Annotated in this window: 34 protein-coding genes, 1 tRNA gene, 1 pseudogene and 1 riboswitch; of the genes and pseudogenes, 20 read left to right on the top strand and 16 right to left on the bottom strand. The window is 63.1% G+C overall.

Going from position 1 to position 24,795, the window contains the following annotated elements; all coding sequences use genetic code 11:
- Positions 1-12: 12 nt before the first annotated feature.
- Positions 13-579, bottom strand: a complete 567-nt coding sequence (locus tag LB577_RS01785; RefSeq protein ID WP_224685302.1) for a DUF922 domain-containing Zn-dependent protease — start codon at positions 577-579, stop codon at positions 13-15.
- A gap of 146 nt (positions 580-725) precedes the next feature.
- Between LB577_RS01785 and LB577_RS01780 the strand changes: the two genes are divergently transcribed.
- The 6 genes and pseudogenes from LB577_RS01780 (at position 726) to LB577_RS01755 (ending at position 5,625) form a co-directional block, all read left to right on the top strand.
- A complete protein-coding gene (locus tag LB577_RS01780) occupies positions 726-1,220 on the top strand; it encodes a hypothetical protein (protein WP_224685301.1) in 495 nt (164 codons plus the stop codon).
- 131 nt (positions 1,221-1,351) lie between these two features.
- Entirely contained in the window at positions 1,352-2,551 is a 1,200-nt protein-coding gene (locus LB577_RS01775; RefSeq protein ID WP_224685446.1) for a PLP-dependent aminotransferase family protein, read from the top strand.
- A gap of 71 nt (positions 2,552-2,622) precedes the next feature.
- The gene (locus tag LB577_RS01770) at positions 2,623-3,051 is read left to right on the top strand and encodes a VOC family protein (RefSeq protein ID WP_224685300.1); all 429 of its coding nucleotides are present in this window, start codon (positions 2,623-2,625) and stop codon (positions 3,049-3,051) included.
- A gap of 209 nt (positions 3,052-3,260) precedes the next feature.
- Positions 3,261-3,777: pseudogene (locus LB577_RS01765) on the top strand (hypothetical protein).
- Between the two features lie 103 nt (positions 3,778-3,880).
- A complete protein-coding gene (locus tag LB577_RS01760) occupies positions 3,881-4,498 on the top strand; it encodes a C39 family peptidase (protein WP_224685299.1) in 618 nt (205 codons plus the stop codon).
- A 17-nt stretch (positions 4,499-4,515) separates the two neighbouring features.
- Positions 4,516-5,625, top strand: a complete 1,110-nt coding sequence (locus LB577_RS01755) for a D-alanine--D-alanine ligase family protein (RefSeq protein ID WP_224685298.1) — start codon at positions 4,516-4,518, stop codon at positions 5,623-5,625.
- Positions 5,626-5,710: 85 nt separating this feature from the next.
- Here LB577_RS01755 and LB577_RS01750 read toward each other — a convergent pair whose 3' ends face one another.
- Positions 5,711-6,049 carry a hypothetical protein gene (locus LB577_RS01750; RefSeq protein ID WP_224685297.1) on the bottom strand — a complete coding sequence of 113 codons (339 nt, stop codon included), beginning with the start codon at positions 6,047-6,049 and terminating at the stop codon, positions 5,711-5,713.
- Between the two features lie 247 nt (positions 6,050-6,296).
- Between LB577_RS01750 and LB577_RS01745 the strand changes: the two genes are divergently transcribed.
- Complete coding sequence (locus LB577_RS01745) at positions 6,297-6,539, top strand: hypothetical protein (protein ID WP_023768197.1); 243 nt, start codon at positions 6,297-6,299, stop codon at positions 6,537-6,539.
- 86 nt (positions 6,540-6,625) lie between these two features.
- Positions 6,626-7,699 carry a sensor histidine kinase gene (locus LB577_RS01740; protein ID WP_224685296.1) on the top strand — a complete coding sequence of 358 codons (1,074 nt, stop codon included), beginning with the start codon at positions 6,626-6,628 and terminating at the stop codon, positions 7,697-7,699.
- Between the two features lie 19 nt (positions 7,700-7,718).
- On the opposite strand, the gene LB577_RS01735 is transcribed toward LB577_RS01740, so the two are convergent.
- The 5 genes from LB577_RS01735 to LB577_RS01715 form a co-directional block, all read right to left on the bottom strand.
- Entirely contained in the window at positions 7,719-7,964 is a 246-nt protein-coding gene (locus tag LB577_RS01735) for a DUF982 domain-containing protein (protein ID WP_140576255.1), read from the bottom strand.
- A gap of 119 nt (positions 7,965-8,083) precedes the next feature.
- Complete coding sequence (locus LB577_RS01730) at positions 8,084-8,290, bottom strand: hypothetical protein (RefSeq protein WP_013894483.1); 207 nt, start codon at positions 8,288-8,290, stop codon at positions 8,084-8,086.
- A 99-nt stretch (positions 8,291-8,389) separates the two neighbouring features.
- Positions 8,390-8,463: transfer RNA gene (locus LB577_RS01725), tRNA-Gln, on the bottom strand.
- 36 nt (positions 8,464-8,499) lie between these two features.
- On the bottom strand, positions 8,500-8,790 hold the full coding sequence (locus LB577_RS01720; RefSeq protein ID WP_224685295.1) for a hypothetical protein: 291 nt from the start codon (positions 8,788-8,790) through the stop codon (positions 8,500-8,502).
- Positions 8,791-9,272: 482 nt separating this feature from the next.
- Positions 9,273-10,160 (bottom strand): alpha/beta fold hydrolase, encoded by an 888-nt coding sequence (locus tag LB577_RS01715; RefSeq protein ID WP_224685294.1) that lies wholly within the window; start codon positions 10,158-10,160, stop codon positions 9,273-9,275.
- A gap of 148 nt (positions 10,161-10,308) precedes the next feature.
- Here LB577_RS01715 and LB577_RS01710 point away from each other — a divergent pair, with 148 nt between their 5' ends.
- Together LB577_RS01710 and LB577_RS33055 are read left to right on the top strand one after the other, a co-directional pair.
- Positions 10,309-10,602, top strand: a complete 294-nt coding sequence (locus tag LB577_RS01710; protein ID WP_023768192.1) for a hypothetical protein — start codon at positions 10,309-10,311, stop codon at positions 10,600-10,602.
- An 88-nt stretch (positions 10,603-10,690) separates the two neighbouring features.
- Positions 10,691-10,825 carry a hypothetical protein gene (locus LB577_RS33055; RefSeq protein WP_263495810.1) on the top strand — a complete coding sequence of 45 codons (135 nt, stop codon included), beginning with the start codon at positions 10,691-10,693 and terminating at the stop codon, positions 10,823-10,825.
- A 121-nt stretch (positions 10,826-10,946) separates the two neighbouring features.
- Here the strand turns inward: LB577_RS33055 and LB577_RS01705 are convergent, their stop codons facing one another.
- The 3 genes from LB577_RS01705 to LB577_RS01695 form a co-directional block, all read right to left on the bottom strand.
- Entirely contained in the window at positions 10,947-11,183 is a 237-nt protein-coding gene (locus LB577_RS01705; protein ID WP_224685293.1) for a DUF982 domain-containing protein, read from the bottom strand.
- Positions 11,184-11,286: 103 nt separating this feature from the next.
- On the bottom strand, positions 11,287-11,730 hold the full coding sequence (locus LB577_RS01700) for a GFA family protein (RefSeq protein WP_224685292.1): 444 nt from the start codon (positions 11,728-11,730) through the stop codon (positions 11,287-11,289).
- An 83-nt stretch (positions 11,731-11,813) separates the two neighbouring features.
- Complete coding sequence (locus LB577_RS01695) at positions 11,814-11,993, bottom strand: DUF3606 domain-containing protein (protein ID WP_013894490.1); 180 nt, start codon at positions 11,991-11,993, stop codon at positions 11,814-11,816.
- 644 nt (positions 11,994-12,637) lie between these two features.
- Between LB577_RS01695 and LB577_RS01690 the strand changes: the two genes are divergently transcribed.
- Positions 12,638-13,066: a DoxX family protein gene (locus LB577_RS01690; RefSeq protein ID WP_224685291.1), complete on the top strand. Its 429-nt coding sequence runs from the start codon at positions 12,638-12,640 to the stop codon at positions 13,064-13,066.
- A gap of 24 nt (positions 13,067-13,090) precedes the next feature.
- On the opposite strand, the gene LB577_RS01685 is transcribed toward LB577_RS01690, so the two are convergent.
- The 3 genes from LB577_RS01685 to LB577_RS01675 form a co-directional block, all read right to left on the bottom strand.
- Complete coding sequence (locus LB577_RS01685; protein WP_013894492.1) at positions 13,091-13,396, bottom strand: hypothetical protein; 306 nt, start codon at positions 13,394-13,396, stop codon at positions 13,091-13,093.
- Between the two features lie 83 nt (positions 13,397-13,479).
- Complete coding sequence (locus LB577_RS01680) at positions 13,480-13,734, bottom strand: hypothetical protein (RefSeq protein WP_224685290.1); 255 nt, start codon at positions 13,732-13,734, stop codon at positions 13,480-13,482.
- Between the two features lie 434 nt (positions 13,735-14,168).
- Positions 14,169-14,933: a class I SAM-dependent methyltransferase gene (locus LB577_RS01675; RefSeq protein WP_224685289.1), complete on the bottom strand. Its 765-nt coding sequence runs from the start codon at positions 14,931-14,933 to the stop codon at positions 14,169-14,171.
- Positions 14,934-15,417: 484 nt separating this feature from the next.
- Between LB577_RS01675 and LB577_RS01670 the strand changes: the two genes are divergently transcribed.
- The 3 genes from LB577_RS01670 (at position 15,418) to LB577_RS01660 (ending at position 16,795) form a co-directional block, all read left to right on the top strand.
- Positions 15,418-15,828 carry a hypothetical protein gene (locus LB577_RS01670; protein ID WP_224685288.1) on the top strand — a complete coding sequence of 137 codons (411 nt, stop codon included), beginning with the start codon at positions 15,418-15,420 and terminating at the stop codon, positions 15,826-15,828.
- A complete protein-coding gene (locus LB577_RS01665) occupies positions 15,821-16,156 on the top strand; it encodes a hypothetical protein (protein WP_224685287.1) in 336 nt (111 codons plus the stop codon). The genes LB577_RS01670 and LB577_RS01665 overlap by 8 nt, the downstream gene beginning before the upstream one ends.
- A 240-nt stretch (positions 16,157-16,396) precedes the next feature.
- Positions 16,397-16,795 (top strand): GNAT family N-acetyltransferase, encoded by a 399-nt coding sequence (locus LB577_RS01660; RefSeq protein WP_224685286.1) that lies wholly within the window; start codon positions 16,397-16,399, stop codon positions 16,793-16,795.
- A gap of 102 nt (positions 16,796-16,897) precedes the next feature.
- Here LB577_RS01660 and LB577_RS01655 read toward each other — a convergent pair whose 3' ends face one another.
- On the bottom strand, positions 16,898-17,605 hold the full coding sequence (locus tag LB577_RS01655) for a hypothetical protein (protein ID WP_224685285.1): 708 nt from the start codon (positions 17,603-17,605) through the stop codon (positions 16,898-16,900).
- A 197-nt stretch (positions 17,606-17,802) separates the two neighbouring features.
- Here LB577_RS01655 and LB577_RS01650 point away from each other — a divergent pair, with 197 nt between their 5' ends.
- Both LB577_RS01650 and msrA read left to right on the top strand, forming a co-directional pair.
- Positions 17,803-19,347 (top strand): glycosyltransferase family 39 protein, encoded by a 1,545-nt coding sequence (locus LB577_RS01650; protein ID WP_224685284.1) that lies wholly within the window; start codon positions 17,803-17,805, stop codon positions 19,345-19,347.
- Positions 19,348-19,536: 189 nt separating this feature from the next.
- On the top strand, positions 19,537-20,055 hold the full coding sequence (gene msrA, locus LB577_RS01645; protein ID WP_224685283.1) for a peptide-methionine (S)-S-oxide reductase MsrA: 519 nt from the start codon (positions 19,537-19,539) through the stop codon (positions 20,053-20,055).
- Between the two features lie 69 nt (positions 20,056-20,124).
- On the opposite strand, the gene LB577_RS01640 is transcribed toward msrA, so the two are convergent.
- Positions 20,125-20,439 carry a hypothetical protein gene (locus LB577_RS01640; protein WP_224685282.1) on the bottom strand — a complete coding sequence of 105 codons (315 nt, stop codon included), beginning with the start codon at positions 20,437-20,439 and terminating at the stop codon, positions 20,125-20,127.
- A 183-nt stretch (positions 20,440-20,622) separates the two neighbouring features.
- A riboswitch (TPP riboswitch) is annotated at positions 20,623-20,736 on the top strand.
- On the opposite strand from LB577_RS01640, the gene LB577_RS01635 reads away from it, so the two are divergent.
- From LB577_RS01635 to LB577_RS01620, 4 genes are all read left to right on the top strand, one after another.
- Positions 20,727-21,335: a Ykof family thiamine-binding protein gene (locus LB577_RS01635; protein WP_224685281.1), complete on the top strand. Its 609-nt coding sequence runs from the start codon at positions 20,727-20,729 to the stop codon at positions 21,333-21,335. (Overlaps the previous riboswitch by 10 nt.)
- 109 nt (positions 21,336-21,444) lie before the next feature.
- On the top strand, positions 21,445-22,197 hold the full coding sequence (locus tag LB577_RS01630; protein ID WP_023768324.1) for an ABC transporter permease: 753 nt from the start codon (positions 21,445-21,447) through the stop codon (positions 22,195-22,197).
- Positions 22,194-22,961 carry an ABC transporter ATP-binding protein gene (locus tag LB577_RS01625; RefSeq protein WP_224685280.1) on the top strand — a complete coding sequence of 256 codons (768 nt, stop codon included), beginning with the start codon at positions 22,194-22,196 and terminating at the stop codon, positions 22,959-22,961. The genes LB577_RS01630 and LB577_RS01625 overlap by 4 nt, the downstream gene beginning before the upstream one ends.
- Complete coding sequence (locus LB577_RS01620; RefSeq protein ID WP_224685279.1) at positions 22,954-23,970, top strand: ABC transporter substrate-binding protein; 1,017 nt, start codon at positions 22,954-22,956, stop codon at positions 23,968-23,970. The genes LB577_RS01625 and LB577_RS01620 overlap by 8 nt, the downstream gene beginning before the upstream one ends.
- 65 nt (positions 23,971-24,035) lie before the next feature.
- On the opposite strand, the gene LB577_RS01615 is transcribed toward LB577_RS01620, so the two are convergent.
- Positions 24,036-24,791, bottom strand: a complete 756-nt coding sequence (locus LB577_RS01615; protein WP_224685278.1) for a hypothetical protein — start codon at positions 24,789-24,791, stop codon at positions 24,036-24,038.
- Positions 24,792-24,795 lie beyond the last annotated feature (4 nt).

The following is a 24,795-nucleotide window of genomic DNA, read 5'->3' as shown; positions in this document are numbered from 1 at the left end:
AGGTGAGAGCGCTTAGCCGCCAGTGACCAAGGCGAGGATCAGCTTCTGCAGATTGCCGCCCTGGCCGAGTTCGATCCGGTCGAAGTCGCGGCTTGCCTGGCGCTGCGCCAGCGAGAGTGCCGACAGGCGCTTGGTCATCTCGGTGCGGATCTTGCTGCATTTGGGATCATCGGCGACCGTCAGGCCGACGGTCGCCGTCTCGATCTTGCGCACCATGTCCACGATGGTCACGCCATGGACCTTTTCGTGGGCGCTGACGCCGGCGAGGAAAACCTCCCAGTTCTTCTGGACGGCTGACGGCAGCGGCGAGGAGGGGCTGGGCAAGGTGTAGGTGATGATGAGCTTCGGCTTGGCCGATGCCAGCACGCAGGCACCAGCCCGCGCCTGATAGTCCCGGGTCCAGGTCAGCTTGAAATTGGTGTGGGCGATGGCCCGGGCAACGCCGACATTCGGCCCGTTCTCGCCGATCGAGCGGTACAGTTCCGGTCCGGACTGGCCCGAGATGGCATAGGTCTCGACCTTCTCGACCGGCTTCCACTGCGCATGGGCGGTGAGCGGCATGGCCACCAGGGCGGCCATGAAAAGGCACGGACGAACACAGGCTCCCAACACCGCTCTCTCCAAACCAGGACCGGTGCTGAACAGCCAATGCCACCGGATGGCTTTTCCTATATGCTGCTGGCGGGTGCTGCAAATGCTCCAGAGGAGCGAATTGGGGGAAAGTCATGAGAGCTGGATATCTCGCTGTTGCCGGTGCCTTGGCCGCACTGCAGGCTGCGCAGCCGGCGTTTGCCGCGTCGTGCGGCGGCTGGAGCGCGAAGATGGAGGAAGATGAGGGCGGCAGCGTACTGACCGCCTCGGTCTGCGGCGGGCCTAAGGGCGACGCGCAGCTGATGCTGACCTGTTTTGAAAAGCCGATGCTGAGCTTAGACCTCGGCGCCTCCGGCCAGCAGCTTGAACCGGGCGTCAGCGGCTCGTTCGATTTCAAGGCCGAGGGCAAGACAGTGACCAAGACGCTGCAACTGGAGGAGATGTACAATTATTTCGTGGTCGACCTGACCAAGGCCGATCCGCTGCTGGACCTGCTGCGCTCCAAGGGCGAGGTATCGGTCGGTTCAACCAAATATGGCGCGACTAGTTTTCCGCTGAAGGGCTCCAGCGGAGCCATCGGCAAAGTGCTGGCGCAGTGCGGCAAGGCCAAGTCCGCGGATGGGGATTGAACCGCGTCGCTTCGCTCCCTGGCGCATAGCGGAAGGCATTCAGGCACTATTCAAATTGCCTGACAAAGCGGATATAGGTCAGCCAAGTTGACCTATATTCGAAACGTCCGGGGAGGCGTGACTTGACCCTTATGAACCTTTTGGCTTCGCGCTCGTCGCGCATGAAAGCCTCCGAAATCCGCGAGCTGCTGAAGCTGCTCGACCAGCCGGACATCATCTCGTTCGCCGGCGGCATTCCCGATCCGGCGCTGTTCCCGGCCGACGCCATCCGCGACGCTTATGCCTCGGTGCTGGGCGGTGCGGAGGCGGGGGCGGCGCTGCAGTACCAGGTCTCGGAAGGGTACCTGCCGCTGCGGCGCTGGATCGCCGGGCAGATGGGCAAGCTGGGCATCGCCTGCGACGAGGGCAACGTCTTCATCACCTCCGGCTCGCAGCAGGCGCTGGATTATCTTGGCAAGCTGTTCTTGTCGCCCGGCGATACCGCGCTGGTGACATGGCCGACCTATCTCGGCGCCCTGCAGGCCTTCAACGCCTACGAACCGCGTTACGACCGGCTGCGGCCGGAAGGCGGCAACATGACGCCGGCGGCCTATCACACCGCCGCCGCAGCGAATGGCGGCCGGGTGAAATTCGCCTATCTGGTGCCGGACTTCGCCAACCCGACCGGCAACACGCTGGACCAAAAGCAGCGCGAAGCGGTGCTCGATCTTGCCGGCGAGCTCGACATCGCCGTCATCGAGGACGCCGCCTACCGGGCGCTGCGCTATGACGGCGAGGGCGTGCCGCCGATCCTGGCGCTCGACTGCGCGCGCTCCGGCGGCATCGACAAGGCGCGCACGCTCTATTGCGGCTCGTTCTCGAAAATCCTGTCGCCGGGCATGCGCGTCGGCTGGGTGTGCGCGCCGCGCCACGTGGTGGAGAAACTGGTGCTGATGAAGCAGGCTTCCGACCTGCACAGCCCGTCGATCAACCAGCTCGTCATGCACCGCGTCGCCGAAGCCGTCTTCGACGCCCAGGTGGAAAAGCTGATCGGCGCCTATCGCGAGCGCCGCGACGGCTTGCTCGCGGCACTCGAGGCCAACATGCCAAAGGGCGTGAGCTGGAGCCGCCCGGAAGGTGGCATGTTCGTCTGGGCGACGCTGCCGGAAGGCTCAGACGCCACTGAGCTTTTGGCGCGGTCGGTGAAGGAGGCGCGCGTCGCCTTCGTGCCCGGCAACGCGTTCCATGCCGACGGCACCGGGCGCAACACGCTGCGGCTATCCTTCACGCTGGCCGACCGCCGCGCGGTGAGCGAGGGCATTCCCCGGCTGGCGGCCCTGCTCAAGGGCTAAGGCCTGGTCTGCGCGCATTGACGGCGCTCCCGCCGGGCCTAAATTCGAGGTCTTGCGAGGAGGAGTTTTGCATGGCGACCCAGGAACTGCATCGCGGCCGGCTCATCGACCATATCCAGCTGGTGGTCAGGGATCTGCCAGCCAGCCGGCGCTTCTACGAGGCGCTCTTCGGCGTGCTCGGCGTGCCGATCGGCGGCAGCGCCGAGGATTATTTCTGGGCCGATGAACTGTTCGTCTCCAGTGCCGACAGCCGCGCCGCACTGGGAAAGCTCACCGGCCGTCATCATCTGGCCTTCCAGGCCAGGGATCACGCCATGGTCGATGCCTTCTACAAGGCCGGGCTGGCGGCGGGCGGCACGGACAATGGCGCGCCGGGCGAGCGACCATATCATCCCGGCTATTACGCCGCCTTCCTGCTCGACCCTGACGGCAACAACATCGAGGCCGTACATCACGGACCGCATACGCGCAGCGCGGCCTCGGTGAGGATCACCTTCTAGAAGATCCAGGGAGACCTACTCCGGCGTTTTCCGTGCCCTGACCCGAGGTCGTGCACATTGACGACATCCCCCGCGTTGCCAGATTGCCAGCCTCGATGCTAACCGTGCCGATGGCGGACGGGAATCAGCATCGATGCAACGCGTGCCGCGGATTTTTCAATAAAACGCCCAAACTGACATCGCTTACCCCGCCATCGAGGAATAATTTTATGCAAAACGCGACCAAGGCCGTCTGTTCCACAGCACTTCTACTTGCGGTCGCGACCATGGGCCTGGCCGGTACATTATCCGTTGCTCATATTTCTTCGGCGCAAGCCCAGGAGGAATATCTTCCGACCCAAAAAGGACTTTGTCGGCAAGTGGAAACTCAGCGGCGCAACCATCCGGCCGCCGCGCGACATGACGGATGCGCCCACGCCAGAGCAGGAGGCGGCCGCCAATGAATTCCAGCAGACGGTGACCAATTTTTACACCGCGTTCGACTATCTGGAGATCACGGCGGACGGCCGCTACAATTTTCATCAGCCCGGCGACCCGGCATCAGGGCCTTGCGTCTGGTGCGGAGCCTGGTCCTTCAGCAAGAGTTCGCTGTGGCTCAAGCTCGACACCGCGCCCAGGCTTGATATCTACGCCAAGGACGGCGACATACAGATGACCTACACGGCCGAGCCCGACGAAAAATCGAAATACGCCTGGCTGGTTTTCGGCTGGACGAAGGTCGAGTAGGCGGCGCCGGGGCTACTGGAGTTTCGAAACGGGCACCAAGCAGCTTTTCATCCATCTCGTATCCTCGTATACGAGATGGAGCCAGCTACTCCCGGGAGTCCGCATGCGTCCACTGCCTGAAACCGTGCCGTTTTTCAGCCAGTGGGAAACGCCCGACATGACGCTGGCCGTGCTCGCCGATGGCGCGGAGGCAGCGCTCAGGCGCGATCCGCTGTGGCAGGGCTCGGGCGCGGCAACACTCGACGAATACGCGGTCTGGGCCGCCAACATCTGCGGCATGGCGTGTCTCAAGATGATCCTGGCGACCCGCGGCGAGACCGTGCCGACGATCGAGCTTGCCAGGCGATGCACTGGCCATGGCGGCTATGTCGTCAGCGCGGGATCGATCAAGGGCTTGATCTACGCACCCTTCGTGACCTTCGTGCAGGCGGAATTTGGCCTGGAGGCGAAGGTGATGACCAATGTCGCGACGTCGGACATCCCGGCGATCCTTAGCCAGTCGCGCTTCTTCATCGCTTCGGTCAGCAGTGCCATCCGCTGGCCCGAGCGCGAGCCGCCGTCGAAGGGCGGGCATCTTGTGCTGGTCACGTCCGCGTCGGATCAGCTTTTCCGCTTTCACAATCCATCCGGCCATACCACCGCCACACAGGAAAACGCAGTGTTGGCCCCGTCCGATTTCGACCGCTTCTTTGCCAATCGCGGCATTGCCGTCAGCTTTTGATTTCCAGGGGATTTTCAATGAAGGACAAGATCAGGGTTGCCATCCTCTATGGCGGGCGCTCGGCCGAACATGACGTGTCGCGGCTGTCGGCCGCCAATGTGCTGAAGGCGATCGACCGGGCGCGCTACGAGGTGGTCCCGATCGCCATTTCCAGGGACGGCAGATGGCTGCTGCAGCCATCGTCCGAAGCCGGCGTCGGCGGGGCAGGGGCTCCGGTGTCCGGGGACGGCGTGGAGATTGCCCTGCTGCCCGGCGGCAAGGGCCGGCTGGTGGCCGTGCCCCAAGCTGGCCTGCGGCCTGACTTGCCGCCAGTCGATGTCGTCTTTCCCGTGCTGCATGGGCCGTTCGGCGAGGACGGGTCGGTACAGGGCTATGCGGAAGTCGCCGATGTCGCCTATGTCGGCTGCGGCATCCTCGCCTCGGCGGCCGCCATGGACAAGGATGTCGCCAAGCGGCTGATGCGCGAGGCCGGGCTTGCCGTTGCCCGCTCGGTCACCGTGCTTAGGGGCGATGTCTGTTCCTTCCAGGAGGTTGCCGGCGCGCTCGGGCTGCCTTTCTTCGCCAAGCCGGCGCGCCAGGGCTCGTCCTTCGGGGTGAGCAAGGTGAAGGACAGGGATGGCTTCGAGCAGGCCGTCGAGACGGCTTTGCGCTATGACAGCAAGGTGCTGATCGAGGAGTTCGTCGAAGGCCGCGAGATCGAGTGCTCGGTGCTGCAGCGGGCCGACGGCTCGCTGACGGTGTCGCTGCCCGGGGAAATCATCCCGGCCGGCAAGCATGGCTTCTACACCTACGAGGCCAAATATTTCGACGCCGACGGCGCGGTGGTGAAAGTACCGGCCGATGTCCCGGCAGGTGTCGCCGGCAAGGCGAAGGAAATGGCCGCTCAGGCTTTCCGTGCGCTCGGCTGCGAGGCGATGGCGCGCGTCGATTTCTTCCTGCGCGCCGACGATTCGCTGCTGGTCAACGAGGTCAACACGCTGCCCGGCTTCACCGACATCTCGATGTACGCCAAGGCGCTCGCCGCGATCGGCATCGGCTACAGCCAGGTCATCGACGTGCTGATCGAGCACGCGCTGGCCAGGCATGGGGGTGCGGTGACCCCGGCTCTGTCCGCGCGCAGCCGGTGATACCGTTCGGGAGCAAAAAGCTCCGTTCCAGTGTTTGACTGGGGCGCTTGCACTGGATCGCACCGGGCGCTGCAGCGAGGCGACGTTATTGCATCGAGGCCAGTTGCGAAAATGCGGGTGTGCTGATCGCAGGCTCTTCGCCATCAAGAACGCCGCTTTCCGATAAAGCCGGCCAATTGCTCAATGTGTCGAATTCGAGTGCCGCGCCGAGCAGCAGGGCTGCCTGCAGCACCAAATATTCGACGTCCTCAAGGGCGACATTCTCGGTCAGGTTCCTGACCCTGATCCTTTCCGCCACCAGAGTGACGTTGACGATGCCTGCCGTTTTAACTGCGGTGCGGACCAGCGAACTGACGTCATCGCGCAACCAGGTGGAATAGTCATACCGCATCGAAACCTCCCAAGGGGATGTGGTTTCCGTCAAGACCCCACTATGCGCCGAATGCCGGCGCGGGGCAAGCAGAAATGTTCAAAAATCGCATTGAAATCAGTCAGTTAGCATAGCTATACAAGCGCTCTACCTATGTATCGTTGTCATCATGCGGGAGGCACGACATTTAGGGACTCCACTCTTTGGCGGCACTTGACGTGCTATGAAGCTATTCCTAACTATGAGACAAATGAGGTAGATACTAACTCAGCGCATTTTGGTCCTGCGCAAGGAGGCGGACATGGCTGAACTGGAACGTCCGGAACGACTGCAGATCATGCTCACCCATGATGAACTCGCGGCGCTGGAAAACTGGCGTTTCGACAAGCGCATGCCCAGCCGCTCGGCCGCGGTGCGGGAACTGTTGCGCCGCGGTCTTGCCTCGGATGGCTTCCTGACGGCGGAACTTGGGGCCAAATCGCAGGAGTTCGGGGTGATCAAACCCAACGGAGACGGCAAGGGATCACCTGAACAAGCCGAGTGAAAGTCGGTGCCGTAATCCTCGCACCGGCGATTGCCTTGGTCCGCTTGCGCCTTATCTGATGGGGGGAAACTGCATTGCGAGCGGTGATGATCGACGTCCTAGGCGGTGATAAACAGGGGGCAAGCGCCGATGCGCGCCTCGCGGCAATCGTCGATTCCTCGTTCGACGCCATTATCAGCAAGGATCTGAGCAGCGTCATCCAAAGCTGGAACCAGGCGGCGGAACGCATGTTCGGTTACAGCGCCGAGGAGGCTATCGGCCAATCTATCCTCATGCTCATTCCCGATCACCTCAAGAGCGAGGAGACCGAGATCATCACCAAGGTTCGCAGCGGCGACCGGGTGGCAAGCTATGAGACGACGCGAAGGCGGAAGGACGGCACGCTGATTGCCGTGTCGCTGACGGTGTCGCCAATCAGGAACAGCCACGGCGAGATCATCGGCGCTTCGAAGATCGCCCGCGATATTTCCACTGCCAAGGAGAGCGAGCGCCGCATCAGGCTGCTGATGCGGGAGGTCAACCATCGCGTCAAGAACCAGTTCGCGGTCATCCTGTCGATGGTCCGGGAGACCAGCAAGCGCTCGAGCGATCCGCACGAGTTCGAAGAGATGATCCGCGCCCGCATCATGGCGCTGTCACGTTCGCACGATCTGCTCGTCATCTCGGAATGGGCGGGAGCGAGCCTGTTCGACCTGATCCAGGAACATCTCAAGCCCTTCGGCCGCGAGGAGCAGATTCTGCTCTCCGGACCGGTTCTGACGCTGCAGTCGAACGCGGTCCAGAATCTCGGCATGGCGTTCCACGAGCTTGGCACGAACTCGTCCAAATATGGCGCACTGGCCAGCGAGGCTGGCCGGATCGAGATCACTTGGACGATAGATTCCGGCGCGTCAGGCCCCGATGCCTTGGGCGAGCGAGAATTCCAGCTGCTATGGAACGAGACATCGCCGCCCTATGCCGACGACAGGCGCGAGGAGACGACCCGCAAGGGGTTCGGGACGGTCGTCCTGCAGCGCGTTGCACCGCAGTCGCTGGGCGGCTCCGCCACTCTGGAGCGGTCGCCCGGGCATCTCAGCTGGAGGTTATCCGCGCCGCTGGCATCGATCATCGTGCCGCAGGCCGGTACCGAGGCCAACAACAATACGGGCTTCGGAACTTAGGCACTGCTTGCCAGCCTGCTTATTCGACCAGGATATGCGCCTCGCGCGCGGCCTCGACAAACGCCTCCCTGGCGACATCGGAAGACATGTCGCCGCTCGCAGCCCGGCGACAGGCGCGCAGCGCCGACTGATGTTTCAGGCTGCCGGCGTCGCGCCAATGTGTCGTCAGCAATTCGATGGCCTGCTGGGTGTTGGACAAGTTGCGGGTGGCGCCGGTGACGCCGACCGAAACCACCACGGGCTTGGAAAACCACGCAGTCTGCATTGAAACCTCGACAATTCTCCAGCCGCTAAACGCCCGGCGGCGGCGTGAGGTTTCATCGCGGCCGATCACTGTCGCGTGAGGCCGCGGGGCGCCATCGCCAGCGAGCCGATCATGTTGGGCTAGAGGATATTGGTCGTCACCTCGACGATGATCGCGGCGCCTTCCAACGTGCCATCCGGCACATGCACGACGCGCGAGACCCGCAGATCCTGTGCGCTTCCGTCAACCGACAGGGAAACGCTCTCCCCGATCCGCGGCACGGCTTGGAAAACGACGTCCGTGGCGTCCGGCCTGTTGTCGATGGATATGCGGCAGTTGACGGTCATGGGATGTCTCCTAGTGTCTGGCCATGGCGTCAACGCAGGGTCGATCGAATGGTTTCAGGAGGGACGGTTTGAAAACATGACGCTGCCTGGCTGAAGGGCTGGTTCCCGCTCATGGGCTCGAACCACGATTCACGCCTTCAAAGGGCGCTGTCCTACCATTAGACGAAGCGGGAGAAGTCGGACCGTTATGACGCCGGTACGGTGGGCCGTCAATTCGGGATATCGTCTGGCGGATCTTCGCAGCGATAGACCGGGCAGTGACCGTCGCGGGACGGGATATAGGCCGACATCGGCACTTCCGGCCAGTCGCACTCGTTGCCGAACTGCCTGACATAGCGGTCATAGGTGTTCGGGCCGGTGGTCAGAACCACGGCGCGATGGCTCTGGATCATGGCGCGGATCTCGTCGCAGCTCATGCGGCGGCTGTCGGGGCGGGCATCGGCGAGAGCGGTCGTCGCGAGCAGCGTCGCCACAGCCATCAACACGATACGAACAGACATGAGGACTTCTCTTTGTTTGACGCGATTTGGCGTCTTCATCCGGCAGGCATGCATGTTCCCACAAAACCACTATCCCGTCCGGCGGTTCCGCGACAGTTTCTTCTTTGAGGCGTGGCGCAGGCTTGCGCAACCAAATGATGCGTCGCGCATTGCTGGGAATGCAAGACAGGAAGCCTTACGAGACGCCGCAATGGTGGCCCGGAAACGAGCGCCGCGAAGCCATGTGCTGTTCCTTCTGCGGCGGCCGCGACCACCGCTATGACGATTGCCCGCAAAGGACCGATCAGGCTGCCGAGCGGCCCACCGACGATGACGGAAAACCTCGCTGAGGGTCAAACATGCTTTCAAGCATGACAAGGAGGCAAGCATGACAAGGGGGCAAGCATGACAAGGGGGGCAAGCAGGACAAGGCGGGCAAGCAGGCGACTCGGACGGGCAGCGCCCCCGCCAAGGGGTGCGGATGCTAGGAAGCCTGGATCCCATCAGCCGAAGAAGGCTGCCAATGCCTGCGCGGTTTGCGCCGGTGCCTCTTCGGGAAAGAAGTGGCCGCCGGGCATTGCCTGGCCACGCACGTCGTCGGCCCAGCTCCGCCAAAGAGCCAGCGGGCCGCCTTCATCGGAATACCACTCGGCGAGTGCCCCTTGTTCGCTCCACAACGCCAGCACAGGACAACGGATCGTTCGGCCCGCAGCCTTGTCGGCGTGATCATGCTTGCGGTCGAGCGTGGCTGCTGCCCGGTATTCCTCGCAGATCGCGTGGCTATGGGCGGGGTCGCGCAAGGCATCGACATAGGCCTGGCGAACATCCGCGGAAAATACCGCAGGTGAGGAGCCCCAGCCGCCCAGCGCATTGTCGACGATCGCTTCGGCGGCTGCCGCGAGGATCTTTTCCGGCAAAGGCTCGGGCTGCGCCAGCAGGGACCAGGGCCAATAGCCGAGCGCCAGCCGGGCGTCGGCCCGGTCCCAGGCGTCGGCCGTGGGGACGATGTCAAGCACGGTCAGCTTGTCGACGCTGTCGGGATGATCGAGCGCCATGCGGTAGGCGACGCGTCCGCCGCGATCATGGCCGGCGACCATGAAGCTGGCAAATCCGAGCTTCGCCATCATTGCCACCATGTCGGCGGCCATGGCGCGCTTGGCATAGGGGGCGTGGTCCGCGTCCGAGACGGGGCAGGAACTGGCGCCGTAGCCACGCAGATCAGCGCAGACGACGGTGAAGCGGTCGGTCAGCCCTGGCGCCACGTCGCGCCACATCAATTGTGTTTGCGGAAAGCCGTGCAGGAGCAAAACCGCCGGGCCACTGCCGGCATGCCGGACAAACAGGCTGGCTTCGCCGACCTCGACCTTCGTGCTTTGAAAATCATCGAACATGGCGGTGCCTCCGCCACGCGCAACGGCGGAAGCCTGATTTGGTTGCGGGGCCATGCCAGCTCTTTTGGCAGCCAACCTTTTTCGCTGAAAGGCGTTGTCCTTGCGAAGGGAAGGCCGCGGCAGGCGGCCCGAAGAGAAGGAGACCGAGATGAAATCTCTCGTCATCGCATCATGTGCCCTGATGCTGGCCGTGCCGGCGGCAGCACAGACAAATCAGCAGCAGGACCCTGCCCAGCAGACCGACAAATGCCGGGCCCAGACGGATCCGGGCGCCAAGCAGCAGGCCGGAAACGGCAATTTGACAGAGAAGCTTGACGACTGCGGCGGGGTGCTGAAGCCGCCAGCAACCGGCGACCAGGGCATGGCCGCTCCGGCTCCGGACGAGGGCAAGACGCCGGTAATCAAGCCGGGCGAGGTACCGGCCCAACCGCCGGCAAAGTGACGCGGCAAAGCCGGTATTCAGGTGGCGCGGCGGAACTCGACTGTTGGCGAAACGTTTCTTTCGCAACTGCTAATTTTAGGAGACGGTTGTGAAAGATGTCGCCAGCACCGCCATGATTATCGCCTCGATCGCCATTGTCATCGCCCTGATGCTGATGGCGCCGAAGAGCTTAGGGTTCGAGGCTTCCCACCCGATTGTGAATGGCGATCCGCAGGCCCGGTAATCACGGCTTTGCCGTACAAACAGGCCGATGCCTGTCGCCCAAAAGTGGCTTTGGTTTTGATAGAACGCATAAAAACAAAAGATCTAAAGCGCGCACCTGAATCGGTTCGCGATGTTGGGGGCTATTGGAGGATATGCGCTTCGCGTGCGGCGTCGATCATCGCCCGCATTGCCTTTGCAGGCGACGCCCAGCCATCCAGGGCATCTCGACAGCTGCGCAATGCCGCCCGGTATCGCCGGCCGCGGCCGAACGGCCAGTCGCCGAGGCATTCGAGGCCCTCCCAGGCGCTGCGCACCACGCGCACCCGCTCGGGGGCAAATTTGAGGTGGACCGGTCGGGGAAAGATCTTGTCGTTCAACGGTCGTCTCCGTGACTGGTGCATGCCGCCACGAAAGGGGCGCCGGATAACGTCGCCGACAAGGGAGGGTTCCAAGCCCGATAGATCAATTTTCAATCGCGTTTCAATTGCGCGGGATGGCGTCCGACAGAGGCCTCGGCGGCGGCAGATCGGCGTCCTGCGCCTGCGGCCTGTCATGTTCGAACTGCTCGGTGCCAGGCAAGGCATGCAGCCAGGTTTCGCGCCGGCCGATCCACAATTCATATTCGGGCGCGAGGTCGGTCGGCGCGACATCCAGGCTGCCGAGCATCACCTCGGCCTCGTCGTCGGTGACCCACGCGACCCGGCTGCCACAGGTCGGGCAGAAACTGCGGGTGCCGTAAGTGGCGACGACGCCCGATGTCTCGAAGGCCGCGCGCGGCCAGATGGCAAAGGCCGAATAGACCGAGCCGCCCGCCTTGCGGCAGTCCTTGCAATGGCAAAGGCCAATCCGTGACGGCTGGCCGCTGACGACGAAATGCACGCCGCCGCACAGGCAGCTGCCGGTCCTGCGTATGGTGTCGGACATGGTTGCAGCCTCCGTTCTCGCCAGTCCGGCTTCGCCCGCCTGCCTGGCCTCGTCAGTCTGGCAGTTCACCGTACCGCCGAGGCCTATCCGCGCGCGGCCATGTGGTTGTCGAGCTTCTTCCTCGATGGGCCATAACGCTTGATGATGGTCTGGGCCTCGCTCTGCGGGATCCCGTATTTGCGCGCGAAAGCGGCAACCTCATAGGTGTCTTCGCTGGAAACCAGCTTGCGGTCCTGCTTGGTCTTGGATTTATCGTCGGGCATGCCGGGCCTCACTTTCTGTCAGCCGCATGGTCGCGCGGACATCGAACCACCGTGGTTCGGCAAGCGATGCCGCAGTCAGACATAACAGCGATCGGCGCTGCTGGTTCCATGACATGCGGCGGACGCGTGCACAAGGCCCGCCCGGCGCGGAGCGCAAGCCGCCGGTTCAGGTCGAGGGGCGGACCGGTCCGGCGTCGTGGCTGCCGGCGTCGCCGCATTCGGCGCAACCCGTGCTGGCGCCAGGACAGCCGCGCTGGTGCGTGCCGGCCGGGCAGCAAAGGCCGTTTGAACTCGTCCAGCGGGGGCATTGGAACACCTGCCCGGTGCCGCCGCAGCCAATACACTCCAGAACCGGTGACCGGACCAGATAAGATTTTGCCCCTAATTTGATACCCACGCCCACTTTGAACCCACCCGAAATCGCTGCACTGGACACCAGTGCATTAGCCCCAGCTTAATATTAGCACGATCATGGTTACGAACAAGTTTCGCGGCTTGGAGCGTGTTGGCAGCGATGGGCCGAAATCGGTTTATGCGGGGTTTTGCGACATCCGATGGCAGGCTTTGGAAAAAACTTCACATGCCATGTCGGATCGGCGCCAGGCGGCGCGTCCTTTGGGGCGAATGAAACTGGAGACCAATCCATGCCCTCGCAAATCACCCAATCGTCCTGGCAGACAGCGGCCCTTCTCGTCGCCCGCCTGATCTTCGCCGCCGTCTTCCTGATGGCGGTAACCTTCAAATTCATGGGCATGGAAGCCACGGCCGGCTACATCGCCGCCGCCAGCTTTCCGTTCCCGCTCTTCCTCGCCTGGTGCGCGGCGATACTGGAGGTCGCGCTGGTGCTGTGTTTCCTGAGCGGCGCCTTCTTCACGCAGGCGGCCCTTGTCGCCGCCGCCTATGTCCTGTTCCTGGCCTTCGCCTTCCACGGGCCAAGCCACTGGGCTGGCAACCAGGCCGAGTTCGGCTTCTTCGTCGACCATTTTTCCTTCGTGGCCGGGCTGCTGTTCGCGGCGGTGCATGGGCCGGGCACGGCGCTGGCGCTGAACCTGGGATGGCCGGGCAGGGCGTGAGCCGGCCCGGCTTTGGTCGTGGCCTCACATCTGGTCGTTGTAGGGCTCCTTCATCTGGCCGACCATGCGGGCCAGTTTCGAAAAGGACGGCATGTCAGCTTCCGGCTGGCATTGATTGGCGAGTTCCAGCAGCCGGATTGGAAAGTTGACGGCGTCGCGGCTCGACGCCGACATGCCGCCGGACCGTTCCTCACCGGTCTCGCCGGCCTCGGCCTTGCGCAAGGCGATGTCGATCTCCTCCGATGTCAGCACGCCCTTTCGAACCAGCACGTGGTTGATCGATGCGACGGCCATCAGCAGGCCCTCGAGTTGCAGATTGGCGACGTTCATGGCGCTTTTTCCCTCCATTGACCGAAGTTGAAACGCACCAGCGGCATTTCCGATCCGAAGCGCGGGTCGGCGGCGGGTAGGGTCTATTCCTGCGTCAGGCGCTCGCCATATTCGCGCCACAGCGCCTTGACCTCCAGGCTGCCGAGGCGCGGGATCGAGGGATCGCCGCAGGTGATGGCGACGGCGCTGATGTCGTAATTGGCAAAAGCGTTGGCGACGAAGCGGACCGCTTCGCCAAGCGAGTGCACCCGGATCACAGGGTCGGCCTGGCCCTGGCCGGTGCTGCGCACGCCGGAAACCGTTGCCGGAGCATGTCGCACCCTGAAGACGGATGCCATGGCTGGTCTGTCCAAACGTCCTCTCCCACAAAGGCCGTGACGCGAATCATTCCATGAGCTTCCCCTAATGATTTCACAGGTGCCGGCCGATGAAAAGCCGGCTGGCAAAGACGGGCTTCGGTGGCCGCGCGGTGCCGATCCTGTTGTCGGGTGAAGGCAGTTATGCTATGATTTGCTTATGGTGCTGATTTGCGCCGATGACCCGCCGCTAGGCGGGTTTTTGTTTTTCTAGCCTCCCAAGCGATGCCGGTCACTCTTCGGTGCCGGGCCGAAGGGGTGCGGAATAGGAATTTTTTCTCAGAAAGTCGTTGACCAGCTGAGGGCAGCCATGCTACATATTTGGCCATGGTGCTGATTTGCGCCACGACCCGCCGCCGAGGCGGGTTTTTGATTCTTGCGACGACCTTCTGGGGCCTCTGGCGGATCGGTTCCGGTCAGCCAGTCTTCGAGATGATCACGGCCAGCGATGCGAGCTTGCCCTCACTCAGGCTGCGAATGTAGTTCCTGCGTCGCTGCACGAATTCGGCGCCGAGCACGATCTCATTGGCCTGCTGCTGGGCGGGCGAGGGCAAGATGCCGGAGTTGGCCCTTTTGAGCGCCAGTTCGACGTGTTCGCCCGTTTCGTCGATGATTTCGTCGATCCGGAATCCAGCGTCCACGAACAGGGTTTTCAGGGCACTGCGATCGACGAGGTGGCTCGTCGCCGGTGAGACCGCCCAGGGCAAGGGATAATACGGCTCTCCGCCAGCAAGCACCGCTTCGGTCCAAATCAACTTGCCTCCGGGCTTGAGCACGCGAAAAGCCTGGCCGATGACTGCGGGCTTGTCGGCGATGTTCATGCCGACATAAAAACAGATCGCCGCATCGAACGTATCGCCGGCGAAAGGCAGTCCGGTCGCATCCGCCTCGTGGAAGCGGACCTTCTCGCTTAGTCCGCTGAGCTTGGTCAGTTGGGCGGACGCGTCGACAAAAGCCCTGGTCAGGTCAACGCCGTCGACGGCGCAGCCATAGGTGGAGGCCAGGAACCGCGCCGGACCGCCGATGCCGCTGCCGATATCCAGGATGCGGTCGGAAGATGAAGGCGCCAAGCGGGCGGCATGGTCCTGCGTGGCTATCAGTTCGCGGCCGTGAAGCTGGTCGAACGGATAGAGCTGCCTGGCATCGAGAGCGTCGATTTTGGCATCGGGGATGGCGGCCAATATGCGCTCGACTATGCCGTCGCTGCCGTAGTGCGTGGTGACGTTGCTCACGGCGCATCCTCCATCCTCATGCGCAGCTTCCCATCAATGGATTCTTTAGGCAACGGGGGGGCGACCCGAGGGGCCTCGAGGGCAACGCTGCCGGGGAAAACGAAATAGGAATTTTTTCTCAGAAAATCGTTGACCGGGTGAGGGCAGCTATGCTACATATTTGTCCATGGTGCTGATTTGCGCCAACGACCCGCCCCCGAGGCGGGTTTTTGATTCTGGTTGCCGATTTTGAGGGCTGGCGGGACAGTGCCCCCCTCTGGCCTGCCGGCCATCTCCCCCTCAAGGGGGGAGATCGGATCTAGTCACGGCCACGCTGACCTTTCGACGTCGCAAGGGAGCGGGCGCTCGAAGCTGCCAATCTCCCCCCTTGAGGGGGAGATGTCCGGCAGGACAGAGGGGGGCGCCACAGAACGCGACGTCTGCGAGAAATCCCATGCCACGCTACGCCACCATCATCATCGGCGACGACGGCCGCGAGGTTGTCAGCGCCATCGGGGAATTCGAGGGCGCGGCGCCGCAGGCGCGGCTGGGCCGGGTCGAGCAGGTCGCGCCCGGCGTGCTGGTCGGCATGGTGCGGGATGCGGCCGGCGGCTTTTGTTTCCCGCAAGCTGGCGTCGATGGCCGCGCTGTCGGGCTTGCCATGGCGAGGTTCAAGGCACAGGCCGGTGTTGCAAAACCGGCCCGGGCGGCGAAGCCTGCCGAGGTCGCAAGGCCGAAGCGCGCCAGGAAGGCCAGGAAGAAAATCACCCGCTCGAAAAAGCCGGCGAGGCGGGCCAGACCAGCGCTGCCGAAGGCGGCGGTTTCCTCCGGCGACGCCAACACCGAGGGGCAAGCCGATGGCTGACCAGGCCGATGCCGTGCCGGCGCGGCGCAAGGCGAGGCCGGCAAGGCGTAAACCTGCCGCCAGCCCGGCGATTGTCCAAAAGCCCCGCCCGAAGCGGGCGAAGAAGACGCTGGGCGACGACTTTCTCACCGCCGTGCGCGCCGATTTCCGGGCCCATGGCGCCGGCGTCATCGCCGAGGTGCGGGCCGACAAGCCGGACCAATATCTGAAGATCGTGCTTTCGGTGCTGCCCAAGGATTTCGATGTCTCCATCAACCAACTGGACGGGCTGTCGGATATCTTGTTCGAGGTGATCGTGCGCAAGTTCAAGCCGGCACCGGAGGAGTAACTTTGCCGGGCGTTTAGAATCTCGCATTTGACAACTCGATCAAGCCAAAGCCCGCCTCGGCTCGCGCCGGGCGGGTTTTTTGCGTTTGTGGCTCATGGCCAGCCGCTGCTATATCCCAGCGCAGGAATGCCGAACTTGCGGTGGCGTTGATCCAGTCCGGACTTGTGAATGCTTATTGAACGATACGATGGAAACCGCGAGGCTTTACGGCCTCTGTTTGCCCTGGCAGACGATTCTCCCATGCAGATTTCCGGCTATATCGGTCGTGGCGAGGTGATGGTCGCTCGCGAGGGCGGCCGGATCGTCGGCCATGTGCAGATCATCGAGACGGGCGAGGGCGGTGTCTTCGAACTCAAGAGCCTTGCGGTCCGTCCGGCAAGGCAGAGCGAGGGATTGGGGCGGGCCCTTGTCACAGCGGCAATCACCCGCTGCCGCGAGCGCAACGGCCAACGCCTGATCGTCTCGACCGCAACGGCCGATATCGGCAATTTGCGGTTTTACCAGAGACAGGGTTTTCGGATGTGCCGCATCGTGCAGGACGCGTTCGGGCCGTCGAGCGGCTATCCCGAAGGCTTGCTCGTGAATGGCATTCCGCTGCGCGACCAGGTGATCTTCGAACGCGACCTCGGCGCGGATTGAGCGGCAACAGCTACAAGCTCAGCAAGCGCAGCATCGCGACCATGGAAGACGACGAAATAGCCCGCTCCGGTTCGCCGGAGCGGGCTATTTCGCGCTTTTACCCTAGGCGAGAATGTTGACCGCGCGGGCCGCGACCAGCGCGATCGTCAGCAGTGAAATCATGGCTTCCGCCATCATCAGCAGCTTGGCGCGCTGGGAGAGCGGCAAGGTGTCGGTCGGCGAAAACGCCGTCGCATTGGTGAAGGCGAGGAAGAAGTAGTCGACGAAGCCCGGCAGCCATTGGCTAAGCTCACGGTCGTTCAGCGTCATCTGCGCAAACAGGAAATCGGCCTGCGCAAGCTTGACGAGGCCGCAGGTCGGGGGGCCGCCGCGGTCGGTGCTCCAGAACCACAAGGCGAAGACGATGACGTTTGTCACCCAGATGTTGAGAGCGTCGATCAGCAGTGTCGTGCCGCTGCTGCCGGCATGTCCCTCCAGCAAGGCACGCACCAGCAAGACCAGCGAGCCGCAATTCATGACGCTGATGACAGCGGTCATGGCCAGGGCGGTTCGGCGGATCATGGCGCGAAACTGGCCGATCGCATGCCATTCGTGGTCCTCGACCGCTTTTCTGGTGACGACCTGTGTCCATGCCGTCGCCACCGACAACGGCACGAGCAGGGCCGCTTCCAGTCCCGGCGCCAGCCAGCGCGGACCGAATGAGAGATTGTTGATGACCAGAAGCTGCAGGCAGATGATGACGAGAACCGCTGCGCGCGCCAGCCAGAAGTCGAGCGCACGGTAGTGAATGACGGCATGTTGATGGCGCATCTGGAATCCGGATGTTCAGGCAGGGCCTTCAGGCCATGTGCCTTGAGAAGGCGGGGGCTGCAGAGCGTTGAAATTCCAGTTCAATCTTGGTGTCGCAATGGCACGCAAGTATACATTTTTGTAAGCTTTGGTGTTTGGGCTGTTCGGCAAACCGGACGATGTGGTTTAAGCGCCGCATGGTGGGGATCGATGACTCCTTGGATCGCTGGGTGCCGGCGGGGCTGCCTGCCCCGGGTTTGAGTTCGTTATCTGTCTGGTCCGGCCTGCTTCGCCAACCCTGGCATTTGCTGGCGCTTTTGTGCCTGGCGCAGATCTTGTGCTGGACGGTGGTGCCAGCGCTCGTCGATCCCGCGCCGCCCGGCGATGTCGTGGAGGGCTTCATGTGGGGCCGCGAATGGGTGCTTTTGACCTACAAGCACCCGCAACTCCCTGGTTGGCTGCTCGAGACCAGCCATCTTCTGACCGGATCGTTCCGCTGGCCGCAATATCTGCTCGCCCAGCTGACCATCTCCGCGACCTTCATCCTGGTCTATCTGCTGGCCCGCGACATGCTGGGCCAAAGCCGGGCGCTGGCTGCCGTACTTTTGATGCCGTCGGTCTATTTCTTTGGCTGGCCGACCCCGCAATTCAATCATGACTATGCGCAGATGCCGTTCTGGGCGGCGATCTGCTGGCTGCTTTGGCGCGCGGGCCGTGGTGGCGGGCCGGGCTGGTGGCTCGCGCTCGGGCTGGTCTCGGGCGTCGGGCTTTATGCCAAATTCTCCACCGGCCTGCTGCTTGCCTTCGGCGCTCTGTGGCTGTTGTCCGATGCGCGCGCGCGCAGCCGGCTGGAGACACCTTGGCCGTGGCTTGGCCTTGCCGTCTTTCTCGCCGTCGCCATGCCGTTGGCCGTCGAACTCTACCGCATCGATTTCCTGCCGCTGACCTATTTCGCCGGTCGTGACGAATGGGTGACCGAACACCGAGCGCGCCTTTATTATGCCGGTGTCCAGATGGCCGGGCTCTCCGGCTTTTTGCTGGTGCTGGCGATATCAGGGCTGCTGCGGCACTCGCCGGCTCCGCAAGAGCCCGTCGAGCGCGGCTCGCGTGTTTATCTCATGTGGATGGGCCTTGGGCCCGCGGCGCTGGTCATGGTCGCCTCGCTGTTTACCGGCACCGGCGAAGCCTGGGGCGCGCCGATGTACAATCTTGTCGGCGTCGTCGCGCTCGCGTTCTTGGGCCATCGGCTTGGCGCCACAGAGATGCGAAAACTGACGATCTGCGCATTCATCTGCATCGTCGGCATGTCAGGCGCGTATGCGGCCATCCGCTGGACGGACTGCAATGTGCGCGGGCGCATGGACGCCGTTTGCTGGCCGGCACGACCGATCTCGGACGAGGCCGAGGCGGTCTGGCACGCGGCTGTGCCCGGCCGACTCGACATCGTCGGCGGCGACACCAATCTGGCGATGCTGGCGGGTCTCAATGCCTATGACAAGCCGTCGATTTTCACCGACCTCGATATGCGGTTCGCACCCTGGATCACACCGAAGCGGTTGCACGACCACGGCATGCTGATGGTTTGGCCGGGCAGTCGCGTGCCACCGCAGCTGCACGCATGGCTGGACAACATTCAGGTCAAGACCGTCCTTTTCAACTGGTCGCAAGAGGCGCCGCCGGTGGCGATCAGTTTTGCCGCCATCCCGCCCGGCACGCGCCTGCCCGTTGCTGTCGACAGCCCGACTGGACAACCGCACAGCTGAAGTCCACGATCCCGTTCCGCGTCGTGCTATTTCTTCGGTGCATGGCCGCACGCACTGCCGGCGCCGCGTTCGGGCGACTGGACGAAGTCGCCGACAATGCCCATTTATGGGAAATCCAATTTGTTGTCGTGCAATTCAAGACGGAACCGCGGTCCGTTTTCTGTGAATTGCTTTTTGAGGAGAGGTGACATGGCGACTTCGACCGAACGCGCAGTGCTTGCCGGCGGCTGTTTCTGGGGCATGCAGGATCTGATACGGCGCTATCCCGGCGTCGTCTCGACTCGTGTCGGCTATTCGGGCGGCGATGTGCCAAACGCCACCTATCGCAATCATGGCACGCACGCCGAGGCGATCGAGATCAATTTCGATCCGGCCGTGATTAGCTATCGGACGCTGTTGGAGCGTTTTTTCCAGATCCACGATCCGACGACACGCAACCGACAGGGCAACGATGTCGGGATGAGTTACCGTTCGGCGATCTACTATACCAGCGACGAGCAAAAAAACGTCGCACAGGACACCATCGCCGACGTGGATGCCTCTGGGCTGTGGCCGGGCAAGGTCGTCACCGAAGTCGCGCCGGCTGGTGCCTTCTGGGAGGCCGAGCCGGAGCATCAGGATTATCTGGAGAAATATCCCAACGGCTACACCTGCCATTTCGTCAGGCCAGGCTGGAAGCTGCCGGTTCGAGAAAAAGCGGTGCCATAGATTCAGCCATACGACAGGATTTGAGAAGCCGCGGAGCGAGCGCTCCGCGGCTTCTTCTCATTGCACATCCTACTTGCCGCAATGGTTGTCGTTAACCGTCGGCGCTGTGGTGCCCGGCGACATGCCGTTGGCATCGGGCTGCGCGCCCTGTGGATGGGCAGGGCAATTCCGATCCGCGTTGGAATTCATATCATCCAGCGTGCCAGTCGTGCTGTTGGTCACCGACGGGTCGACCGTGTTCGGCGAAGCTGGCGTATTCGGATCGACCGTGACCGACCTGCCGCTACCGGCTCCGTCGGTGCCGCTTGTGCCATTGCTCTGCGCCATGGCCGATGTGGCCAGGCCGATGGTGAGCGTCGAAGCTGCGAGGATTCTCATGAACATGGTTTGTCTCCATTTTCTGTGAACTCGTCGCGTAGCGACTGGTAGGACAACCGCTCGGTCTGGTGAAGGTTCCCGATAAATTCTCGCGCCGGCAGAGCCAACCGCTCCCGCTCTGGCGCAATGCTTTTGGCGCAGTTCGCTGAAAAAACGGCTTCCCCAATCGGTCGAATGGTGCTTTAACGCGCCCATCCACAGGGGTGCTCCGTACGGTCGGGGCTGAGACGGGGGCGGCAAGCCCACAGACCCTAGAAGCTGATCTGGGTAATACCAGCGGAGCGAGGCGGGCTATGTTTTCAGGCGCACAGATTTCCCTATATCCCATGGCCGACGATTTCGTCGGCGTCATTTTGGGCGCGCTCGGTGCGCTCGATCCCTATCGTGACCGGCTCAGGATCGAGACCGACGACATCTCGACCTTGCTGGTCGGGCCGCCCGAAGTGCTGTTCCCGGCTCTGCGCGACCTGTTCGTGGCGGCCGCGCGCAGCGGCAAGCATTGCGTTTTGTCAGCCGCCATTTCGCGTGGCTGCCCAGGCGAGCCGGACGATCCGATCTGCCGCTCCGAGGCCTTCGGCGGGCCTGTCGGGCCGCTCGGCCCGCGCAAGGAAGCCGCCATCGCAGCCGTGCATGGCGCGGTCGCCACCGGCCAGCCGGCGGCGGCGCAATTCTCGCTTTATGTGATGGGTACCGGCGACCACATGGACGAGATCTATGGTTGCATCGATTTCTTGAAACAGTCCGGCGTCTACGATCGCTCCAAGAATTTCTGCACCAAACTGCGCGGCGATACGGGCGCGATCTTTTCGGCGCTCAACGAAGCTTTCTGCCGCTTCGGGCCGGGTGTCGGCCACGTAACCCTCGACGTCACGGTTTCCGCCAACAGCCCCACTGCTGTCTGAACCGCTCGCGCTGATGCGCGACCGTCAAGGTTGTCCTCTCGTGGTCTCATCGTCATTCAACCGGCCGCGTCACCTCGCGGGCATCCTCGCCAAGGCAGTGCCGGCCATAATGTCGGTCGGGCTGCTGCTCGTGGCCTGGGAACTCTACGCTACCTATTCCGGCATCAAGCCGACGACGCTGCCGGCGCCCTCACGTGTCTTTGAGCAGGCGATGCTCAATCGTGACGCGCTGGTCGACAACGCAGTTCCCACTATCCGCGCCACGCTCATCGGTTTCGTCTTTTCACTCAGCGCCGCTTTCGCGCTGTCGATGCTGGTCGACTTCTTCCAACCGCTGCGGCGCGCGCTTTTTCCCGTCTTCATCGTCAGCCAGACCTTGCCGCTGGTTGCGATCGCGCCGCTGGTGGTGCTGTGGTTCGGCTTCGGGCTGGCGCCCAAGATCATGCTGGTGGCGCTGGTCACCTTCTTCCCGATGCTGGTGGCGCTGGTCGAGGGCTACGAGGCAACCGAGCCCGAGATCGGCCAGATGCTACGCGCCATGGGGGCAGGGCGCTGGCGCGTCTTCGTTCTGGCGCGGCTGCCTTCGGCACTGCCATATTTCTTCGCTGGCCTGCGGATCTCCATCACCTATGCCGTTGTCGGCGCCATCTTCGCCGAATATGCGGGTGCCGCCAAAGGGCTGGGCATCTACATGCTCAACGCCAAGAACAATTTTCGCCCCGACCTGGTGCTGGCCGCCGTCGGCGTCAGCGCCGCGCTTACTCTCATCCTGTTCGGATTGACGGTGCTGCTGCAGCGCTTTGCCATGCCCTGGGAACGGGCCGCGGGCAAGCAAGCCGCGGCAAAGGCGGCGCGAAGATGAGCCGGCTCGAATTGCGACATGTGCGCAAGGCGTTTGGCGGGCTCGACGTGCTTGCCGACATTTCGCTCAACGTCGGTGCCGGCGAATTCGTCTCGATCCTCGGGCCTTCGGGCGCCGGCAAGTCGACGCTGTTCCAGCTTCTGACCGGCGCCGAACATGGCGAAGGCGAGATGTTGTTCGACGGCGCGCCGCTCGACGATCATGGCCGGCATTTTGCCTTCATGCCACAGCGCGATGCGTTGATGCCGTGGCGGCGCATCATCGACAACGCGACACTCGGGCTCGAAGTGCAAGGCATCAAGCGCAAGGCAGCACGGGCGCGGGTCGCGCCGCTGTTCGCCGAATTCGGACTTGCCGGCTTCGAGCGGCATTTTCCGGCGCAGCTTTCGGGCGGCATGCGCCAGCGCGCGGCGCTGTTGCGCACCGTTGTGCAGGAGCGCGACATGCTTTTGCTCGACGAGCCTTTCGGCGCGCTCGACGCACTGACCCGCGCCGCAATGCAGCGCTGGCTCGAGCAGATGTGGCGGCACCATCGCTGGACGGCACTGCTCATTACCCACGATGTGCGCGAAGCCGTGCACCTGTCCGACCGCATCTATGTGCTGTCGGCGCGCCCGGCCCGAGTGCTGCGCGAGATCAAGGTGCCGTTGCCGCGTCCGCGCGACCCGACCGGTGCCGCCGCGCGACAGGCCATCGCACTCGAGGCCGAGATCCTCGACATTTTGCTCAACCCTCAACCCTCCAAAGGACATGAACATGACTGATCTGACGCGCCGGCAGGCCTTGCTGCTTACCCTCGCCAGCGGTCTTCCGCTGATCGCCGGACCGGGCCGCTCTTTCGCGGCGATGCAGAAAATCACCGTCGCTTTGGACTGGACGGTCAACACCAACCACATCGGGCTGTTCGTCGCCCGCGACAAAGGGTTTTATTCGGGCGCCGGCCTCGAGGTCGACATTCTGCCCTACAGCGATACCGGCGCCGGCACGCTGGTCGCCAACCGTGTCGCCGATTTCGGCATCAACGGCACCATCAGCCTGTTCACCCAGAAAGCCGCCGGAGCGGACTTGAAAGCCGTCTACGCCGTGGTGCAATCCGAAACCGGCCGGCTGGTGTTCAATGCCGCGCGCAGCGAGATCAAGGGCCCGAAGGACCTTGACGGCCTGACCTATGGCGGTTTCGGCAGCGCCTGGGAAAACGCGCTGATCTCGACCATCATCCGCCACGATGGCGGCAAGGGCAATTTCGAAACGGTGACGCTCGGCACCTCCGCCTACGAAGCCCTTGCCAACGGCACCGTCGACTTCACGCTGGAGGTTTTGACCTGGGAGGGCGTCGAGGCCGAACTCAAAGGCGTCCATCAGCGCAGCTTCGTCTATGCCGACTATGGCGTGCCCGACGAGCACACGACGCTGATCTCGTCGAGCGAGGCGTATCTGTCGGCGAACCCAAAGCTTGCGGAGGCCTTCATCGAGGCGACGCAGCGTGGCTACCGGTTCGCCGTCGAGCATCCCGATGAAGCGGCCGCGCTGCTCATCGCCGCCAACAAGGATGCGCTGACCAATCCGGCGCTGATCGAGGCCTCGCTGAAGGTGCTGATCGACGGGCACTATCTGCGCGCGGAAAACGGCGCCATCGGCACGATGGATCCGGCCAAGATGGATGCGATCGGCGACTATCTTTTCACTGCGGGCATTCTGCGCGACGCCGATGGCAAGGTTCTGACGCAACGCCCTGATTTCACGAAGTATTTCAGCAATTCAACTCTGGGCTAGGGGAGGCCAATCCGGCTCTCGGAACTGATGGGTCCTCATCAATCGCGCGGATGCGCAGACCTTGGCTAATTCCGGGCGATCTCATAGAGCAAAGTTGTTTTGACGTGCCGCCCGGGCTCGCCCTGCAGCGAAAGAGCGGATGTATATAGTTTCGCGACTGCCGGGCAGAGACCTTCGAATTCCGGGCTGACATTGGCTATGGCATTCATCTCGGTGGGAGTGCCGCCAGCGTTGATGAAAGCGTCGGCCAGCAGTGACCAGTCCTCATCGCTGGCTGAAGCGGCAGCCAGACCGCTCTTCTTCGCCGCGCCGAAGGCGTGGAACAGGGTGGCTCCGATCTTGTCCATGTCGGTCAGGAAGTCCTGATCCGGCATGCTGAGCGCGTCCGGCCCGTTGCGAAGGTAGTTGTTGCAAGTGATTGCGGTTTCCCGCGCCATGACATGGTTGAGCATGGCCAATTGTGCACGCAGCGCCTCGGCGGCATTGCCGTCTGGGGACGAAGACAGCAGGGATGCATATTTTTGCCTGAGGCTGGCGACCGCCATCCTGCTCGTGTTTCGCACTTGCTCCACGTTTCCAAGTCTGGCCACGGCAGTGATCTTTTCCACGACGGCGTCATAGTCGTCTGGAAACTCCTGCTGGATCGCCATGAATATCTGGCTTCCCTGGCTCTGAATCTGTTCGCTCACCTGAGCTGTGGTCAGGGTCTGCGGATCGGGCGAGCCCGCCACTGTCTGGTAGAGATATTTGCCGCCGGAAAAACCGAGCGCCCAAGGCAATATCTTTACCGCAACGAAAGACAAAGCGGCGACCGCCGTCACGCCC

Origin of the sequence: Mesorhizobium sp. B283B1A (genome assembly GCF_020165735.1) — a bacterium.
In the GTDB taxonomy this organism is placed as follows: domain Bacteria; phylum Pseudomonadota; class Alphaproteobacteria; order Rhizobiales; family Rhizobiaceae; genus Mesorhizobium; species Mesorhizobium opportunistum.
Note: the sequence above shows the minus strand (reverse complement) of the source record. Positions and strands in the feature narration are given on the sequence as shown.

What these genes read in the sequence shown, in the direction of transcription:
- LB577_RS01785 (WP_224685302.1), bottom strand. Translation starts at nt 579, where the DNA reads ATGGCCGCCCTGGTGGCCATGCCGCTCACCGCCCATGCGCAGTGGAAG.
- LB577_RS01780 (WP_224685301.1), top strand. Translation starts at nt 726, where the DNA reads ATGAGAGCTGGATATCTCGCTGTTGCCGGTGCCTTGGCCGCACTGCAG.
- LB577_RS01775 (WP_224685446.1), top strand. Translation starts at nt 1,352, where the DNA reads ATGAACCTTTTGGCTTCGCGCTCGTCGCGCATGAAAGCCTCCGAAATC.
- LB577_RS01770 (WP_224685300.1), top strand. Translation starts at nt 2,623, where the DNA reads ATGGCGACCCAGGAACTGCATCGCGGCCGGCTCATCGACCATATCCAG.
- LB577_RS01760 (WP_224685299.1), top strand. Translation starts at nt 3,881, where the DNA reads ATGCGTCCACTGCCTGAAACCGTGCCGTTTTTCAGCCAGTGGGAAACG.
- LB577_RS01755 (WP_224685298.1), top strand. Translation starts at nt 4,516, where the DNA reads ATGAAGGACAAGATCAGGGTTGCCATCCTCTATGGCGGGCGCTCGGCC.
- LB577_RS01745 (WP_023768197.1), top strand. Translation starts at nt 6,297, where the DNA reads ATGGCTGAACTGGAACGTCCGGAACGACTGCAGATCATGCTCACCCAT.
- LB577_RS01740 (WP_224685296.1), top strand. Translation starts at nt 6,626, where the DNA reads ATGATCGACGTCCTAGGCGGTGATAAACAGGGGGCAAGCGCCGATGCG.
- LB577_RS01735 (WP_140576255.1), bottom strand. Translation starts at nt 7,964, where the DNA reads ATGCAGACTGCGTGGTTTTCCAAGCCCGTGGTGGTTTCGGTCGGCGTC.
- LB577_RS01730 (WP_013894483.1), bottom strand. Translation starts at nt 8,290, where the DNA reads ATGACCGTCAACTGCCGCATATCCATCGACAACAGGCCGGACGCCACG.
- LB577_RS01720 (WP_224685295.1), bottom strand. Translation starts at nt 8,790, where the DNA reads ATGTCTGTTCGTATCGTGTTGATGGCTGTGGCGACGCTGCTCGCGACG.
- LB577_RS01715 (WP_224685294.1), bottom strand. Translation starts at nt 10,160, where the DNA reads ATGTTCGATGATTTTCAAAGCACGAAGGTCGAGGTCGGCGAAGCCAGC.
- LB577_RS01710 (WP_023768192.1), top strand. Translation starts at nt 10,309, where the DNA reads ATGAAATCTCTCGTCATCGCATCATGTGCCCTGATGCTGGCCGTGCCG.
- LB577_RS01700 (WP_224685292.1), bottom strand. Translation starts at nt 11,730, where the DNA reads ATGTCCGACACCATACGCAGGACCGGCAGCTGCCTGTGCGGCGGCGTG.
- LB577_RS01695 (WP_013894490.1), bottom strand. Translation starts at nt 11,993, where the DNA reads ATGCCCGACGATAAATCCAAGACCAAGCAGGACCGCAAGCTGGTTTCC.
- LB577_RS01690 (WP_224685291.1), top strand. Translation starts at nt 12,638, where the DNA reads ATGCCCTCGCAAATCACCCAATCGTCCTGGCAGACAGCGGCCCTTCTC.
- LB577_RS01685 (WP_013894492.1), bottom strand. Translation starts at nt 13,396, where the DNA reads ATGAACGTCGCCAATCTGCAACTCGAGGGCCTGCTGATGGCCGTCGCA.
- LB577_RS01680 (WP_224685290.1), bottom strand. Translation starts at nt 13,734, where the DNA reads ATGGCATCCGTCTTCAGGGTGCGACATGCTCCGGCAACGGTTTCCGGC.
- LB577_RS01670 (WP_224685288.1), top strand. Translation starts at nt 15,418, where the DNA reads ATGCCACGCTACGCCACCATCATCATCGGCGACGACGGCCGCGAGGTT.
- LB577_RS01665 (WP_224685287.1), top strand. Translation starts at nt 15,821, where the DNA reads ATGGCTGACCAGGCCGATGCCGTGCCGGCGCGGCGCAAGGCGAGGCCG.
- LB577_RS01660 (WP_224685286.1), top strand. Translation starts at nt 16,397, where the DNA reads ATGCAGATTTCCGGCTATATCGGTCGTGGCGAGGTGATGGTCGCTCGC.
- LB577_RS01655 (WP_224685285.1), bottom strand. Translation starts at nt 17,605, where the DNA reads ATGCGCCATCAACATGCCGTCATTCACTACCGTGCGCTCGACTTCTGG.
- msrA (WP_224685283.1), top strand. Translation starts at nt 19,537, where the DNA reads ATGGCGACTTCGACCGAACGCGCAGTGCTTGCCGGCGGCTGTTTCTGG.
- LB577_RS01640 (WP_224685282.1), bottom strand. Translation starts at nt 20,439, where the DNA reads ATGTTCATGAGAATCCTCGCAGCTTCGACGCTCACCATCGGCCTGGCC.
- LB577_RS01635 (WP_224685281.1), top strand. Translation starts at nt 20,727, where the DNA reads ATGTTTTCAGGCGCACAGATTTCCCTATATCCCATGGCCGACGATTTC.
- LB577_RS01630 (WP_023768324.1), top strand. Translation starts at nt 21,445, where the DNA reads ATGTCGGTCGGGCTGCTGCTCGTGGCCTGGGAACTCTACGCTACCTAT.
- LB577_RS01625 (WP_224685280.1), top strand. Translation starts at nt 22,194, where the DNA reads ATGAGCCGGCTCGAATTGCGACATGTGCGCAAGGCGTTTGGCGGGCTC.
- LB577_RS01620 (WP_224685279.1), top strand. Translation starts at nt 22,954, where the DNA reads ATGACTGATCTGACGCGCCGGCAGGCCTTGCTGCTTACCCTCGCCAGC.